The 14838-nt window shown below is 60.0% G+C and carries 16 protein-coding genes; 3 read left to right on the top strand and 13 right to left on the bottom strand.

Features of this window, described 5'->3' with window-relative positions; genetic code table 11:
• Window positions 1–63: 63 nt before the first annotated feature.
• Together SGN16_RS15940 and SGN16_RS15935 are read right to left on the bottom strand one after the other, a co-directional pair.
• Window positions 64–1353: a delta-60 repeat domain-containing protein gene (locus SGN16_RS15940; protein ID WP_210638986.1), complete on the bottom strand. Its 1290-nt coding sequence runs from the start codon at window positions 1351–1353 to the stop codon at window positions 64–66.
• A 186-nt stretch (window positions 1354–1539) separates the two neighbouring features.
• A complete protein-coding gene (locus tag SGN16_RS15935; RefSeq protein ID WP_003181216.1) occupies window positions 1540–1806 on the bottom strand; it encodes a hypothetical protein in 267 nt (88 codons plus the stop codon).
• 341 nt (window positions 1807–2147) lie between these two features.
• Between SGN16_RS15935 and SGN16_RS15930 the strand changes: the two genes are divergently transcribed.
• The gene (locus SGN16_RS15930) at window positions 2148–3473 is read left to right on the top strand and encodes a sigma-54 dependent transcriptional regulator (protein WP_210638985.1); all 1326 of its coding nucleotides are present in this window, start codon (window positions 2148–2150) and stop codon (window positions 3471–3473) included.
• 235 nt (window positions 3474–3708) lie between these two features.
• Here the strand turns inward: SGN16_RS15930 and SGN16_RS15925 are convergent, their stop codons facing one another.
• The 9 genes from SGN16_RS15925 to SGN16_RS15885 form a co-directional block, all read right to left on the bottom strand.
• Window positions 3709–4992 carry a hypothetical protein gene (locus SGN16_RS15925; protein ID WP_210638984.1) on the bottom strand — a complete coding sequence of 428 codons (1284 nt, stop codon included), beginning with the start codon at window positions 4990–4992 and terminating at the stop codon, window positions 3709–3711.
• 46 nt (window positions 4993–5038) lie between these two features.
• On the bottom strand, window positions 5039–5785 hold the full coding sequence (locus SGN16_RS15920) for a hypothetical protein (RefSeq protein ID WP_210638983.1): 747 nt from the start codon (window positions 5783–5785) through the stop codon (window positions 5039–5041).
• A gap of 51 nt (window positions 5786–5836) precedes the next feature.
• Entirely contained in the window at window positions 5837–6517 is a 681-nt protein-coding gene (locus tag SGN16_RS15915; protein ID WP_210638982.1) for a C39 family peptidase, read from the bottom strand.
• A gap of 64 nt (window positions 6518–6581) precedes the next feature.
• Window positions 6582–7562, bottom strand: a complete 981-nt coding sequence (locus tag SGN16_RS15910; protein WP_210638981.1) for a heme utilization protein — start codon at window positions 7560–7562, stop codon at window positions 6582–6584.
• Window positions 7563–7625: 63 nt separating this feature from the next.
• Window positions 7626–8204: an adhesin gene (locus SGN16_RS15905; protein WP_335945212.1), complete on the bottom strand. Its 579-nt coding sequence runs from the start codon at window positions 8202–8204 to the stop codon at window positions 7626–7628.
• Between the two features lies 1 nt (window position 8205).
• Window positions 8206–8652 (bottom strand): hypothetical protein, encoded by a 447-nt coding sequence (locus tag SGN16_RS15900; protein ID WP_335945213.1) that lies wholly within the window; start codon window positions 8650–8652, stop codon window positions 8206–8208.
• A gap of 363 nt (window positions 8653–9015) precedes the next feature.
• Window positions 9016–9540, bottom strand: a complete 525-nt coding sequence (locus SGN16_RS15895) for an AAA family ATPase (protein ID WP_335945252.1) — start codon at window positions 9538–9540, stop codon at window positions 9016–9018.
• Window positions 9537–10100, bottom strand: coding sequence for a nicotinamide riboside transporter PnuC (gene pnuC, locus SGN16_RS15890; protein WP_210638978.1), 564 nt, complete (start codon window positions 10098–10100; stop codon window positions 9537–9539). The genes SGN16_RS15895 and pnuC overlap by 4 nt, the downstream gene beginning before the upstream one ends.
• Before the next feature lie 257 nt (window positions 10101–10357).
• Window positions 10358–11992 (bottom strand): methyl-accepting chemotaxis protein, encoded by a 1635-nt coding sequence (locus SGN16_RS15885; RefSeq protein WP_335945214.1) that lies wholly within the window; start codon window positions 11990–11992, stop codon window positions 10358–10360.
• Window positions 11993–12260: 268 nt separating this feature from the next.
• Between SGN16_RS15885 and SGN16_RS15880 the strand changes: the two genes are divergently transcribed.
• Complete coding sequence (locus SGN16_RS15880) at window positions 12261–13091, top strand: undecaprenyl-diphosphate phosphatase (protein ID WP_210638976.1); 831 nt, start codon at window positions 12261–12263, stop codon at window positions 13089–13091.
• The gene (locus SGN16_RS15875; protein WP_335945215.1) at window positions 13088–13513 is read left to right on the top strand and encodes a DUF1294 domain-containing protein; all 426 of its coding nucleotides are present in this window, start codon (window positions 13088–13090) and stop codon (window positions 13511–13513) included. Before SGN16_RS15880 ends, SGN16_RS15875 begins: the two co-directional genes overlap by 4 nt.
• Here the strand turns inward: SGN16_RS15875 and SGN16_RS15870 are convergent.
• Window positions 13510–13860, bottom strand: a complete 351-nt coding sequence (locus SGN16_RS15870) for an MmcQ/YjbR family DNA-binding protein (RefSeq protein WP_210638974.1) — start codon at window positions 13858–13860, stop codon at window positions 13510–13512. The two genes, SGN16_RS15875 and SGN16_RS15870, sit on opposite strands and share 4 nt — an antisense overlap.
• A complete protein-coding gene (locus SGN16_RS15865; RefSeq protein WP_210638973.1) occupies window positions 13857–14765 on the bottom strand; it encodes a LysR substrate-binding domain-containing protein in 909 nt (302 codons plus the stop codon). The genes SGN16_RS15870 and SGN16_RS15865 overlap by 4 nt, the downstream gene beginning before the upstream one ends.
• Between the last annotated feature and the right edge of the window lie 73 nt (window positions 14766–14838).

Below are 14838 nucleotides of genomic sequence, written 5' to 3'. Positions count from 1 at the left end.
TGCCGTAAGAAATGCGGAAGATCAAGCGTAGGAACGAATACTGTTAGCCTGGAGGAATCCGGCTCAGGCCCAATACCGTGTCACCACCGCTCGATAACGGCCATGCAGCGAGTAGCCCCCCACCAGGATTTTCCCGTCAGCTTGCACGGCGATGGAGGTAGCGGTGTCCAGGCTATAGCCCAGTCGCGTGCGAACCCAGCCTTCGCCTTGGCCAAAATCGGGATCGAGGCTGGTATCCGGCAGATGCCGGGCAACAATGAAATCAGCCTCGATACCGCCGATGGTGGCGCCAGCGGTCACCAGCTTTCCATCCGGCAGAATCTGGGCGGCGGTCCATTGGCTGGCGTTGCGGCCGACCTCCAGGAGCCGACACTGGCCCTGGTTGCAATGCCGGTCTGGCGTGCCGTCCTGGCGTACCTTGAAGGACAGGCAATGCATCGGGTCGCGGCTGCTGCCCAATGCCTGCAAATCACCGTTTTCGTGCTCGACGATCTGGCTGACCATGACGCTGTGCCCTTGCATCATGATGGACAGGAATCCGTTCTCGCCGAAGCTGTCATCGAGTTTGCCGCTGGGGTCATAGCGGGCCATTAAGCCATGTTGGGGCAGGTCGATGGCACCGCCCACCACGATGCTGCCGTCGGCCTGGAGTATCAGGCAGCCCAGCCAGGTATTTTTCAACAAGCGCCGGACCATCACAAAACCGCGATTGTTGAACGAGGTATCCAAGGTGCCATCGGGCAACAGCCGGATCAGCACGCCGACATGATCAGACAATTGGTAATGATGGTTGGCCAGCAGGAGAATCCGGCCATCGGCTTGCACACGCATGTCACAGGCTTCGAGGCCCGGTACGCCGGGCGGCAACCACGGGTCGCGCAGGCCTTGGGAGAGATTGCCGCAGAGCCGGATGACCTGCCGCCCAGCGTTGCCGAAGCTTTGTACGGCACGGCCATGCTGATCGAACAGCGCCAGGGCGGGAAAGGTGCGGTCGGGGCCTTCGTAGTGCAGGCCTGACAACAGGATATGCCCGTCGGGCAACTCAATCACTTTGCCTGCAGTCGCTTCGAAGTTCTGTTCAAAAGAGCCGATGACACAACCGCCGGTGCCGAAGCCAGGATCGCTCGAGCCGTCATGATTGAGCCGTGCCAGCCCGAACCGGCTGCCGTGGGGGGTATCGATCCTGGCCGCCACCAGAATCCGCCCGGTATGGTCGATGGTCAGCCCTGTGGTCAGGCTCGATGCACCATCGGCGAAATGAACCCAGGCTTTACCGGTAGTGGCAAAGCCTGGGTCGAGCTCCCCGGCGTGAGCCGCAGCCGTCGGGAGTGCAAACACGGGGTGATCGAGCATGCATGCCTCTCCTTGCGCGTCGACCAGCCCGGAAGGGCGAGACGACTGCATGAGGGCAACATTCAATCCCTGAACGTGACAGTGCACAACTGTCAGGCACTATAGATATAAGGGCGATTCGTGCCATAACGATGGCTTTTCGACCCACTGCCGAGTCTTTAATCAATAACCGGCTCTATGAGCGCGTTATTCAGGCATGGACCAGGATTGCAGTTTGTAACCTTCCTGGCTCAATTCAGCACGGGCCTGTTTCAACAGGTTGGCCAGTTGGGCGGGGTCGGTATAAGCGCTGCTTGGAATCTGAGTGCGGCCAATATGAGTATTGGTGCGGTCGATGACGGTCAGGCTCAGTTCGCCGTTACCGTCTTGGGGAGCCCAGGCCACGCATTGGAAAGGACGGAATGCGCGGTCGGCAATCAAAAGAGCTTCGTTGATACGGAGCGGGGCGTTCATGGCATTTTCTCTTAAGTGTGCCCAATCAAATGATCTGCCGTCGGTTGGGCGTACCGTGCGGCTGGTTACTTGTACTGATGTCCGCAATAGGGGGACAGGTCACACAATCTTCAAATAAATTTCGACTTTCTTTCAGACAAGGCCCGTGGGCTTTTGTTTGAAAGCTGGATGAAAGATTTAACGCACCGGCAACTTATCAAAGGCTTGCTTATAACCGTTTTGTAGCGATGTCGATAATCAATTGATACAAGGGCGTGTCAACTTCTTGCTACTGTTACATGCAGGTTCGCCAAACGACTGTTTCTACTCATATTTCTTAATTTTGGCGCCAAGGATCAGTCATGATCGAAGCCAGTACGTCGCGTCGTCTGCTCGTGGTTGATCCCTGCGATGACTGTCATCGCCTGTTGCCTGGCCTGCGTACCATTGGCTGGGACGTCGACAGTTGCTCTCTCGAGCATGCCGCCGACCGAACCTGTGACGTGGGGCTTTTGCGTTTGCAGCCTTTTCACCTGGACCGTCCGGAAGCGGTCAAGGAGTTGATCAGTCGCAGCGGCACCGAGTGGATCGCCGTGCTCAGCCAGGAAGTCCTGCGCTTACAAAATGTGGGTGATTTTGTCTGCGAGTGGTTTTTCGACTTTCATACCTTGCCGTTCGACGTCTCCCGGGTTCAGGTGACGCTGGGACGGGCATTTGGCATGGCGCGCCTGCGAGGGCAGGGCTCGATTCACATCGATCAGCCCGAACATGAATTGCTCGGCGACAGCAAGCCGATCCGCGAACTGCGTAAGTTGCTGAGCAAACTGGCGCCTGCCGAATCGCCCGTGTTGATTCGTGGCGAGAGCGGCACCGGCAAGGAACTGGTGGCGCGCACCCTGCATTTTCAGTCTCACCGCCGCAATAAGCCCTTCATAGCCATTAACTGCGGGGCCATCCCGGAGCACCTGATCCAGTCTGAGTTGTTCGGTCATGAAAAAGGTGCCTTCACGGGCGCTCATCAACGCAAGATCGGGCGGATCGAGGCGGCCCACGGCGGCACATTGTTTCTGGATGAAATCGGCGACCTGCCGTTGGAATTACAGGCCAACCTGTTGCGCTTTTTGCAGGAGAAGCATATTGAGCGGGTCGGGGGCAGCCAGCCGATTGCGGTCGATGTGCGGGTCTTGGCGGCCACCCACGTCGATCTGGAGGCAGCCATCGAGCACAAGCGTTTTCGTGAGGATCTGTACTACCGCTTGAACGTATTGCAGGTGGTGATGGCGCCGCTGCGTGAACGTCATGGTGACCTGGCGATGCTAGCCAGTCACTTTTCCCATTTCTACAGCCAGGAAACCGGCCGCCGGCCCCGCAGCTTCAGCGAGGATGCGCTGGTGGCGATGGGCATGCATGATTGGCCGGGTAATGTGCGGGAACTGGCCAACCGTGTCCGCCGCGGGCTGGTACTGGCCGAGGGACGGCAGATCGAAGCCCGGGACCTGGGCCTGGCCAGTCACCACGGTGTTGTTGCACCCATGGGCACCCTGGAGGACTACAAGACCCGCGCCGAACGTCAGGCGCTGAGCGACGTGCTCAACCGCCACAGCGACAACCTGAGCGTGGCGGCCAGGGTGCTGGGCGTGTCCCGGCCGACTTTCTATCGGTTGCTGCACAAGCATCAGATCCGCTAGGGCTGCCAACACAAAACCCCTTGTGGCGGGCTTGCTCGGGTAGCGGTGGATCGGTCATTTTTGCTGGGACTGACACACCGCTATCGCGAGCAAGCTCGCTCCCACAAGGAGAATAGCGGTGAACCTGGATGTTCAGTCCCCCAAAACCCCTGTGGGAGCGAGCTTGCTCGCGATAGCGGTGGACCTGCCTGCATAAATGTGGGAAGTGCCGCCGCTATCGCGAGCAGGGATGACGCTAGAAGTAATACGGAAACTTCAGGCTAAAGGTGAAATCCGGCGCGTCGTCGGTCAGCCCGATGGACAGGTTGGGCACGATGGTCAGGTTGTCGCTGGCCGCCACGGTCATGCCGATGTTGAAGTAGCCGGCATTGGCGTCGCTGGATACCACCGACTCCCAATCCCCGCCGTCCTGCTTGAGCTTGCTTTTCTTTTGTATGAGGTCAGAAACCGAGAACGACATACTCATTTTTTCGTTCAAGGCAAAGGCGATGCCCGCGCCAAGCTGGAAGCTGTCGCCGATGCGTACCTTGCCCGGTACCTTCTGATTGACGGTTGAGCTGATGTCGTCGAACGACTCTTCGAAATTGTGGGTGTAGGACAGGGTGCCGAACAGCACCGCCGGGTCGAAGGTCTTGACCAACGAGAGCCCGGGCGTGATCGACCAGACGCCGTTGCCGGTAGGCAGGTCTTCAGGCACGAACAGGTTGGTGTTGGCCTGGGATTGGCGCAGCTTGATGCCGAACGGATCCTTGCCCGTTGGCGCCTTGACGCGCAGGGTAACCACTGCGTCCGGGGTGTCGATCGATTCATCCATGAACTTGTAGGCGATGCCGAAGTTGACGTCACCGATGGTGGGGTCGCGGGTGACGGTTTCTTCGCTGGTGACGCCGGCGGCTCCATTGTTGGCGCCGCCCGATTGGTACGTGGATTCGCGGTAGATCACCGGCACGTTGAGGTCGAACTGCCAGCGATTATCGAAGTTATAGCGACCGGTGAGGTCCAGCGTCCAAGTGTCGGCCTTGATTCGGTCGAGGTTGATGTTGCCCAGGAAAATCGAGTCCAGGGCCAGGAAGCCGTTGAGGATCAGTTGTCGTGTGTCGTAGCGCGAATAGGTCACGCCGGTTTCGAAGCTGAATTTGCCGCCGCCAAAGAAGCCACTGGCCTCGTCATAGAGGTTGGAGACGCTCTGGGCCGGTTGGGAGTCATCCGCCAGGGACTGTCCGTAGCCGCTGCCGCCGGTCGTTGGCGCACCGCTGCCGGCCACGGTCTGGCTGCCTTTCATGTCGGCCGGGGATTTGACCAGGCGTTTGGGCGGTGGGGCGGCGGGTTGATCCTCCACCTGGCGAACCCGCTGTTCGAGCACCGCCAGGGCTTTTTGCTGGACCTCGTATCGCTGCTTGAGCTCAAGAAGTTCCTGTTTCAGGGCCTCGATGTCCGCGTCCGGTGCCGCTTGCAACACGGTTGCCGGGAACAACGTGCTTAAACACATCACAGCGCGCAACGATACGGATCGATACATGAAATATGCCGTCCCTAATTGCCCAATGGTCGCAAAACAGCGTAGTTCAATAACCGAGGTTACGAAGGCCGCGTAGTTGGGTCAGGTTGCAGTCCAGCGCCCCAGCACTGGGGCCGTTATTGTTCAGCACCACGTTGAGCTGCGTCATGTTGTTGACCAGGTTGCTGTTGCCCAACAGACGGGTGTTTTGCAGCAGGCCGCCCTGGGCCACTTGTTGCAGGGTGCTGCCCTGATTGTGGCTGGCCTGGATCGCCATTTGCACGCCGCTGCCGGTGGCGGTGACCGCGACACTGCCGGCGGCGTTGCTGCCGCTGATGGTCTGGCCCTTGGTCAGCAATTGGCCTTGGGAGGGCGTCAATGCGGGTGCCTGGCTGCTCTCCTTCACATTGATGGTGACATTGTTGTAGGCGGTGTTGCCGTCGCCGGCGGCGCGTACGCTCTGGGTCACGCCCTGGCTGCTGCCAAGGCCTGCGCCACCGGTAATATTGCCGTTGCCCTGTTCCGGCGCGCTGCCGTTGCCGGTCTGCTTGATGGTCGAGACGTAGAACTCGGGTTTGACGGTAGCGGCCTGGATCTGCATGGAACTGCTGGCGCCGATCAGGTCGCCGCTGGCGTTGCGCCAGGTACTGCTCATGACGATGCCGAAGCTGATGACTCGGCCGGGCATGACATAACGACCACGTAGCTCGGCAAGCTCCTGGTCCTTGACCTCGATGGGTTTGAATCCGGCATGGGCATAGCCCGAGGCAGTCGCGGCCAGGCAGGCCAGCGACAGCCAGTGTGAAGTTTTCATGTGTTGCTCCCGGAGCGTCCTGCTCCTTTTTTCTTTGGCAGTTGTCGGCGATTAAAAAAAGTCGCTCTGTATGAAGCCGAAATCCATCAGTTCTGCATCCTTGACCGGGTTGAAGCCGTCCAGCTTGTTACGCGCCGTCAGCGGTTGCGGAGGGCTGCGCAATGCATTGGTCTTGTCATAACCCGGGCCGACGATGGCAAAGACGATGCCGTTCCAGCCTTTGACGAAATCATCATGGGTGTAGCGTTTGTGCCCCAGCACCGGGTCGCCGATGTAGACCCATTGCTTGTCGGCCCGTTGCAACACCACGAAGTGCTTGTAGCCGCGTATTTCCATCAGGACCACCACCGGAATCGTCACCGCTTCGAGTTTCTCAGGCGGTATCCGGTAGCCCCGGGCGCGCATGCCGATGGTTTCCACATAGCGTTTCATGTCCAGCATGGAAAACCCTTGGGTGCGAACCAGGTTCTGGTCGGCATTGGTCAACATGCCCTTGATGACGTGCTCTTCATCGACGTCAAGCCAATAGGCCTGGCGCAACACCGTGGCCAGTGCGGCAGCGCCGCAGCTGAAATCGGTTTTCTGCTCGACGATGTCGCTGAACTTGCGTTCGCGTACGCTTTGCACCGGCTTATAGACCAGCATGCCGCCAGGCAGGGCTGCGACTGGCATCTGCGCCGCTTCAGCTACGCAAGCAAAGCACAGGAGCAGGGAAAGGGCAGTCATACGCATGATGAGTACGCCTTATGGAAACCTGGAAAAAAAGCCCCGTTTCCGGGGCTTCTTTCATACGCGCTTACATGCAGGCTTTGCAGCCGGCTGCGATGGACAGCGAGTTGCTTTGCTGGTTGCCCACGCCTGCCGATACGTTGGCGCCGCCGTTACCGGAGAAGCCGTTCATGGAGTTGTGCATCGTGGCGTTGTTGATCACAGGGTTTTTCCAGCCATCAGGCGTCAGCACCTGCTGGGTGTTGCTGCCGGCCAGTTCAAACGTACCCACGGCGGAGAACTTGAACTTGTCGTCATCGTGACCACCGCCGTAGCCACCTTTGTTGTCCCAGCCACCGTGATCATCCTCGGCGGTACCGGTACCTTTGGCTTTGAACGTGCCAGATGCGCTGTAGGTGCTGGTGAGGGTGTCGGTTTTGTAGGTCCGCACGCCTTTGTTGTCGACCACAAGACCGGTGGAAGACTGGTCAGCCGAGGCAGAGGCTTGTGCGACACGGCCTCCGGAGACGGCGATGGCCAGGTTGTTTTTCTGTTGGTTGAAGTTGCCGGCGGTCACGTTGATGCCGATGTTGCCGGAGCCGTTGTTGCCTGCACTGGTGAGTGAGGCGTTGTTTTGGGTCGAGTTGTTTTTAACGTAGTTGTTGTTATTGACTTGCGTGGCGCTGGAGGCGGCAACTGCCGAGCCGAAGATGAAGCTTTCGTCGGCGGTGGCCAGGGCGGCGGCGTTGTCTTGTTGGTTGCCGTCGCCAGCGGCGATGTTGGCGCCCATGTTGCCGTTGCTGCCATTGAGCGAGTCTGCGGCGTCAGCAGTGTTTTTGGTGGCCTGGTTGGTCACCACGTTGCCGTCGCTGTTCTGCTCATCCAGCACCGTAGCCCCAGCGCCGGCATTGATGGAGAGCAGTTGATCCAATGTTGGCCCTTGATGGTCATGGTGGTCATGACCATTGCCGTGCCCGTTACCGTTGCCGTTTCCTCCGGCCTGTGCGGCCATTGCCATGACAGCGGCGAGAGCGAAAACCAATGGTTTGAGTGCCATTGTAGGTTTCATGGTGTTTCTCCTTGCGTGTCGTTGGTTAAGTGTCAGTGCTTTTCTTATGGTTGCTGCGCCGGGTCAGTCTGCGACCCGGATGCTCAGGGTGTTGGCCATACGGTTTCCCACCCCGGCACTCTGGTTCACCTGGATGACCCCTCGGCTGCCGGTGAAGGCCTGGTCGCTGGTGACGACCTGGCGACTGCCGGTTGGGGTGCCAGTTGCTCCTGAGTTCGGTAGCAACGCCACGTTCTGTTGAGAAAGGGCGCTGTCGTCAATGCTCTGCGGATGGGCGCTGATACCCACGCGCATGACATTGGCCATCTGATTGTTGGCTCCGGCGGACTGGTTGACGCCCAGTACTCCGTTGCCGTTGGTGAAAGAGTTGCCGCCGATGCGGGCGGTCGCGTTCATGGACGGGTCAGCCGGTGTGTCGAGACGTTGGTGCACGTTGGTGGTGGCATGCGCGCTGGTGCCGATGGCGATGGCCCGAGTATTGGTCTGCTGGGTCTGGTCGCCGGCCGCCTGGTTGACGTTGAAGTTGCCGGTGTAATGGCTGCCGGAATCTTGCAAGGTGGCGCTGCTGACCACCGCCGCGCCAGGATCGGCGAACGCGATGGAGGTGCCGAGCAGGGCAAGCAGAAACAAGGCTGGCTTCATGTCACTGACCTCCCGCCAACCGACCCAGTGGGGCCAGGCCGGAACTCAGCGAGCGGTTGATGGTGCCGGAAATCGCGCCACCACTGCCGCCACCGTGGCCGGCACTCATGCCCGGCATGCCGTTGGGGTTGGTGACGACATTCAGGCCCTGTACGCCAGTGTTCGAGTTAATGGTGTTGCGGATCGAGGAGCCGCTGGCAACGCTGGCGAACTCGCCGTCACTCAATTCGGTGCTGGTGATCGCCTGATTGATTCGGTCCGATGGGTTGGCGTTGACAGTGGTCGGGTAGGGGTCTTTGCCACCGTTGCGACCGATGTGGACGGGCTGCACGTCACGGTTGAGCACAATGACGCCATTTCCCTCGGCCTGCACCGGTAGGCTGAGCGTTGCGCCAGCGGCGCAGCCGATCAATAGCAGGCAGGTCAAACTTCTTTTGAAAGTCCCCACGGCATCGATTCCTTCTTCGGTGGGCTGGCCCTTGTCAGCGTTGCGAAGTGGGAGAGCAGGTGTTGTGCCGTGTTTTGGAATGACTTCGAATTCAATGGGTTAGGTTTTTTGGGGTGGGTCGCGAAGTCGATCTGTTTCATCCGTGAGACAGCCGTAATGGCCGCTAATGGCCGTGCGCTATCGCTTGGCTCTGGATCAGGGGCCTGGAGGCAGGTGTTTCAAAAAACTTACAGTGACGATGACAATTGTGTGAAGCGGCACGGGGGCAGGGTTTGGCACGGGGCAAGTGTTTCAGCAGCGGAACACATTCCCGTGGTGAGGGGGGGCAAGGCTGCTAGCCTCAAGGAGGGATTTTGACCGGGGTCAGGCTTCGAGCAGTCGGGTCACGGCTGCGAACACCCGGTCCCGACGTTGTGCCCAATTACCTTCGATGACTTGGAAAGGCTGCCGATGCCGGACCAGCCAATGCTCGATCGCGTCGAAGAAACGCAGGCGCGCTGTCAGGTCGGGCTGGCAGCGCAGGCCGTCACCGGTCCATTCGACCTGCTCGGGGCTCAGCAGCAGGTGCAAATCGTAATGGCGTGCCAGCAAGGCCGGTTCGAGCCAGTCCGGGCAGTCGTCGAACAGGGTCTGGCTCCAGAGGATATTGCTCAACAGATGGGTGTCGAGGATCAGCAACGCGGGCTGATGGGCGCGGGCCGTGTCCTCCCAGGCCAATTGGCCGGTGGCGATGTCAGTGATGTCGGCCAGGCAGGTATCGCGCAGGGTCTGTTCCATGTAGTGGCGAACGTATTCGTCCACGCGCAAACCGCCGAAATGCGCCTGCAATTGCGCCGCCAGCCAGCTTTTGCCGCTGGATTCCGGACCGGTCAGGACCACCACTTTCATGCGCGCAGGGCCGGGTCGACGCGCCATTCCCGCCAGCCTTGCACGGCCAGCAGGGTGAACAAGGCGTAGAGTGCGGCGGTCAGGTGCAGGCCTTTGTAGATGAACAGGCCAACGAAGATGACGTCCAGGGCGATCCACAGGGGCCAGCATTGCACGCGTTTCTGCGCCATCCACCACTGGGCCACGAGGCTGAAGCCGGTAAGCGCCGCGTCGAGCCAGGGCTGGGCGGCGTCGGTCCAGTGCGCCATGGCGGCGCCCAGGATCAAACTGCCTGCCGCACCAATGGCCAGACCGAGCAGCACCGACGGCGTGCCCAGGTACGTCACCTGACGGCCATCATGATGCTGTCCGGCACGGGTCCATTGCCACCAGCCATAGAGTTGCAGCGCGGCGTAGATCACCTGCAGCAACATGTCTGAGTACAACTTCACTTCGAAGAAAATCCAGCTGTACAGCAACACCATGACCAGGCCGATCGGCCAGCACCAGGGGTTCTGTTTGACCGTCAACCAGACAGCAATCACGCCGAGGGCTGCGGCAAACAGTTCAAGCCCGGACATGGCGGTTCCTTGGGAAAATAGGAGAGGGCGGCGATTGTAAACGTTATGCAGTGGCCAGCTCCAATATCAATGCTGGCTGTGCCGCCGCTATCGCGAGCCGGCTCGCTCCCACAAGGGACTTGCGGTGTGGGGCCAATACAAAAAAAACCTGCGGGAGCGAGCTTGCTCGCGATAGCGGTGGCTCAGCTTGTATCAGTGCTGATATGTACCGTCGCCATCGCGAGCAAGCTCGCCTCCCACAAAGGGGCCATCAATCCTTAGACACGGAACTGTGTGAGCAACCCGTTCAACTGCTCACTCAGAGCCTTGAGGCGGGTGCTCGCCAGGCTCGACTGTTCGGCGGCCAGGGCGGTGCTGTGGGACAGACCGGCCGCCTGGGTGACGTTCTGGTTGATGTCTTCCACCACATGGGCCTGTTGCAGGGTGGCGCTGGCGATGGAAGCGTTCAGGCTGTTGAGGTTGCGCAAGGCCTGGCCGATGGCGTTGAGGCTGGCGCCCGCCAGGCCGGCTTGTTCGATGGTGAGCTGCGAGGCTCGGCTGCTGTCGCTGATGACTTTTACCGCCGCTTCGGAATGGTTCTGCAGACGTTCGATCATTGCCTGGATTTCGGCGGTGGACTTTTGCGTGCGCTGGGCCAGCAGCCGTACTTCGTCAGCCACCACCGCAAAGCCGCGGCCTTGCTCACCGGCGCGAGCGGCTTCGATGGCGGCGTTGAGGGCCAGCAGGTTGGTCTGCTCGGCAATTGAGCGGATCACCTCCAGCACGCTGCCAATCTGGGTGCTTTCGCTGGCCAGGGTGCGAATCACTTCCACCGCCTGATCGATGGTCTGGGAGAGGCGGTCGATCTGTTGCAGGCTGCCGTCGATATTGACCTGGCCTTGCTGGGCCTGGGATTCGGCGTCACGCATCTCGCTGGCGGCGTGTTCGGCGTTCTTCGCCACGTCCTGCACGCCATAGGTCACTTCGTTGATCGCGGTGGCCACCAGTTCCATTTGTTGCGATTGCTGCTGGCTGCGCTCCTGTGCCTGGGCGGCGTCGTTGCCCAACTCGTTGGAGGATTGTCCCAGCGCGCTGGCCGAGGCTTGCAGCTGGGTCACCACTTGCCTCAGCTTGGCGGTAAAGGCATTGAAGTGCCGCGCCAGTTGGGTGACTTCGTCCTGGCCGTGGGTGTCGAGGGTGCGGGTCAAGTCGCTTTCGCCGCTGGCGATGTTGGCCATGGCGTTGACCGTTTCCTGCAGGGGGCGAACGATGCTGCGCACAATCAAGGTCAGCAGCAGGCCCATGAGCAGGGTGATCACCAGTCCGATCACGGTGGCTTTGATCACCTGGGACTGGAATTCGGCTTGCACGTCATCAACATACACGCCCGAACCGATGATCCAACCCCACGGCTCGAACAGTTTGACGTAGGAAGTCTTGCCCACCGGCGCCTCGGCCCCCGGTTTCGGCCAGAGGTAGTTGATCATGCCGGCGCCCTTGGACTTGGCGATGGCAACCATCTCATTGAACAGCGCATAACCGTTCGGGTCGCGGATCGCCGAGAGGTTCTGGCCTTCGAGTTTCGGGTTGGCCGGGTGCATGACCATGACGGGCGTGAGGTCGTTGATCCAGAAATAATCAGTCTCGTTATAGCGCAGGCCACGCACGGCGCTGAGGGCCTGCTTTTGCGCGGCGTCGCGGGTCAGGGTGCCGGCAGTTTCCAGACCATGGTAATAGCTCAGCACGCCGCTGGCGGTCTGCACCACATGCTGGGTCTTCTGCACCTTGGCCTGATAGAGGTCGGTGTGGATCTGTTTCAACATGAACGCGCCCAACGTGAATAACATCACGATGGCTACGACCAATATGAGCCACAAGCGTCGGCTGATCGACACACTGCGCAAGCTATTCATACGCTGTCACTCCGTTTTTATTCTTGTCATAACGACGGCCGGCACTTTAGCGCCCGCCAGGTACGCGTGATTGACCTGGGTCATAACGCGGCAGCGTTATCAGGGCTTGTCTGATAGGATTTCGGCCCCGCAGCGCAAAACCTGAGCCTGTCCTGATTTTTTCATTGGTTTTTCTGAAAAATCGCAGTCACCGTGCACCCGCTGTTTTCACTCGCATACCGCTTAAAATTTGATGAGACCTGCGCAAGCATAGTCTTTTGGGGGATGAATGGATTTGTGGACCGCCTTTTCGGCACTGATTCTTGGCGTGGTAGAAGGCTTGACGGAGTTCCTGCCGATTTCCAGCACGGGGCACCAGATCATTGTCGCCGACTTGCTCGAGTTCGGCGGCGAGCGCTCTATGGCGTTCAACATCATTATCCAGCTTGGCGCTATCCTGGCGGTGGTGTGGGAGTTTCGGCGCAAGATCTTCGACGTGGTGCTGGGCTTGCCGACGCAACCCAGCGCTCGCCGGTTTACCGCCAACCTGCTGATCGCTTTCCTGCCCGCCGTGGTGCTGGGCGTGCTGTTTGCTGATCTGATCCACGAGTACCTGTTCAACCCCGTCACGGTGGCGATGGCGCTGGTGTTGGGTGGCTTGGTGATGCTCTGGGCCGAGAAGCGCCAGCATCAAGTGCATGCCGAAACGGTGGATGAGATCAGTTGGAAGGATGCGCTGAAGGTCGGCCTGGCCCAGTGCATTGCGATGATTCCCGGGACTTCCCGTTCGGGCGCAACGATCATCGGTGGGTTGCTGTTCGGGCTGTCACGCAAGACCGCGACCGAGTTTTCGTTCTTCCTGGCGATGCCGACCATGGTCGGGGCAGCCGTCTATTCGGGCTATAAGTACCGCGAACTGTTCGTTCCGGCGGATTTCCCGGTGTTCGCCATCGGTTTCGTCACCGCGTTCATCTTCGCCATGATTGCGGTCAAGGGCCTGCTGCGCTTTATCGCCAGTCACAGCTACGCGGTGTTCGCCTGGTATCGGATCGCGTTCGGCCTGTTGATCCTGGCAACCTGGCAATTCGGTTGGGTGGACTGGGCGGCAGCCCGGCCATGAACGATTTCGGCGCCCGCAAACGCTCCGCGCGCACTGCCGACAGTGCCGTGCAGAACCTGCGGCTCAAGTTGATCGTGTTTGCGCTGCTGTGTGCCTTGCCGTTGTTCGGTTCGCTCATGCTCGGATTGCGAGCCGTGTCCTGGGTGCCGATGACAGCCTATGGGCTCGTCAGTCTGGTGGCGTTTCTGCTCTACTGGAGTGACAAGCGCAAGGCCCGTGCCGACGCCTGGCGCATCCCCGAGAATGTGCTGCATGCCGTGGAACTGGCGGGCGGTTGGCCGGGGGCATTGCTGGCCCAGCAGGTGTTTCGCCACAAAACCCGCAAGGTGTCGTTCCAGGTGGTGTTCTGGTGCATCGTCCTGCTGCACCAAGTGTTCTGGATCGACCAGTTGTTCCTCGGGCGCCTGCTGGCGTTGTTCTAGAGCAGCAACCCGACCTGGGTGCGCTTGGGCAATTTGCTGACCACCAATTGGTGAGAGCGTTGCAGCAGGCCTTGCAGCTCGTCGGCGCCCAGCGGGTAGGGCAGGTGCATGATGATCCACTGGGCCCGCGCCAGGTAGGGCGCCGGATGAATGCCCGGGCGGTCGCAATGACCGAGGAACAGATCCTTGTCGACCTTGAACGCCAACGAATCGCTGCGCAGGCCTTGGAGAGCGAACATCTTGTTTCCGGCGATGGAGAACACCCGCACGCCGCCCCATTTGTAGTCTTCCCGAGCACCGGGCAAGCCCAGGCAAAATTGCGCGACATCCTCTTCGCTCAAGCTCATATCTTTCTATCTCCACAGCCTTCGAACGCTTCTACCAGATGGTCGATCCATGCGCGCACCGCCGGCAGCATGCCGCGTCGATGCGGGTAGACCGCCTGCAGCCAGCCATCGGGTAGCGACCATCCAGGCAATAATTCCACCAGTGTGCCGTCTTGCAATTCCTGCTCGCAATACATACTTGGCAGTAAGGTAAAACCCAAGCCGGCAAGGGTGCAGGCACGGCGTACGACAAAGTCGTCGATGCCCAGGCGGGCCTCCAGAGCCAGTTCGACACTTTCCCCGTTGGTCTTGACCAGGCGCAGGTGCACCAGGCGATCCGCTTCAAGGGCTCCCAGCACTGGCAATGGCTTGAGATCGTCCGGGGTTTCGATCCGCCGTCCTTCGACAAAGGCTGGGCTGGCAACCAGCATCAGCCGTGCCTGGCGCAGGCGCCGGGTCATCAGCAGCGGGTCTTCGTCTCCCAGGTCACGCACGCGCAACGCCACATCGATGCCTTCGCTGATCAAGTCCACCCGCCGGTTGAGCAGGGTCATATCCAGTTGCACCAAAGGGTATTTCGCCAGGAAGGTCTCGATCACCACCGGCAGGAACTGATGAGCCAGCCCGACCGGGCTCGAAACCCGCAGGCGCCCACGGGGCTCGCTGGACATGCTTGCCACCGCTTCGTCAGCCATCTCGGCCTCCAGCAACATGGCCTGGCAATGGCGCAGATAACGTTCGCCAACCGCGGTCAGTTTCAATTGGCGAGTAGTGCGTTGGAGCAGGCGGGCGCCGAGGCGCTCTTCCAGCTCGGCGATACGCCGCGACAATCGCGACTTGGGAATGCCCAGCAATCGCCCGGCCGCCGCGAAACCGCCGGCTTCGACGACTTTGGCGAAGTAGTACAAGTCATTGAGGTCTTGCATGTCTGGCTCGATTGTCCTATCAGTGGGACAAACTATCGCATTTATGCTCACTTATCGAATATTGGCTCGATCT

This window comes from Pseudomonas sp. G166, assembly GCF_037027455.2.
GTDB lineage: Bacteria > Pseudomonadota > Gammaproteobacteria > Pseudomonadales > Pseudomonadaceae > Aquipseudomonas.
Note: the sequence above shows the minus strand (reverse complement) of the source record. Positions and strands in the feature narration are given on the sequence as shown.

Coding starts and splice junctions, on each gene's coding strand:
- SGN16_RS15895 (WP_335945252.1), bottom strand. CDS start 9,540: ATGAAAGTGGTGGTCCTGACCGGTCCGGAATCCAGCGGCAAAAGCTGG.
- SGN16_RS15935 (WP_003181216.1), bottom strand. CDS start 1,806: ATGAACGCCCCGCTCCGTATCAACGAAGCTCTTTTGATTGCCGACCGC.
- SGN16_RS15930 (WP_210638985.1), top strand. CDS start 2,148: ATGATCGAAGCCAGTACGTCGCGTCGTCTGCTCGTGGTTGATCCCTGC.
- SGN16_RS15870 (WP_210638974.1), bottom strand. CDS start 13,860: ATGAGCTTGAGCGAAGAGGATGTCGCGCAATTTTGCCTGGGCTTGCCC.
- SGN16_RS15910 (WP_210638981.1), bottom strand. CDS start 7,562: ATGAAACCTACAATGGCACTCAAACCATTGGTTTTCGCTCTCGCCGCT.
- SGN16_RS15865 (WP_210638973.1), bottom strand. CDS start 14,765: ATGCAAGACCTCAATGACTTGTACTACTTCGCCAAAGTCGTCGAAGCC.
- pnuC (WP_210638978.1), bottom strand. CDS start 10,100: ATGTCCGGGCTTGAACTGTTTGCCGCAGCCCTCGGCGTGATTGCTGTC.
- SGN16_RS15880 (WP_210638976.1), top strand. CDS start 12,261: ATGGATTTGTGGACCGCCTTTTCGGCACTGATTCTTGGCGTGGTAGAA.
- SGN16_RS15885 (WP_335945214.1), bottom strand. CDS start 11,992: ATGAATAGCTTGCGCAGTGTGTCGATCAGCCGACGCTTGTGGCTCATA.
- SGN16_RS15940 (WP_210638986.1), bottom strand. CDS start 1,353: ATGCTCGATCACCCCGTGTTTGCACTCCCGACGGCTGCGGCTCACGCC.
- SGN16_RS15925 (WP_210638984.1), bottom strand. CDS start 4,992: ATGTATCGATCCGTATCGTTGCGCGCTGTGATGTGTTTAAGCACGTTG.
- SGN16_RS15915 (WP_210638982.1), bottom strand. CDS start 6,517: ATGCGTATGACTGCCCTTTCCCTGCTCCTGTGCTTTGCTTGCGTAGCT.
- SGN16_RS15905 (WP_335945212.1), bottom strand. CDS start 8,204: ATGAAGCCAGCCTTGTTTCTGCTTGCCCTGCTCGGCACCTCCATCGCG.
- SGN16_RS15875 (WP_335945215.1), top strand. CDS start 13,088: ATGAACGATTTCGGCGCCCGCAAACGCTCCGCGCGCACTGCCGACAGT.
- SGN16_RS15920 (WP_210638983.1), bottom strand. CDS start 5,785: ATGAAAACTTCACACTGGCTGTCGCTGGCCTGCCTGGCCGCGACTGCC.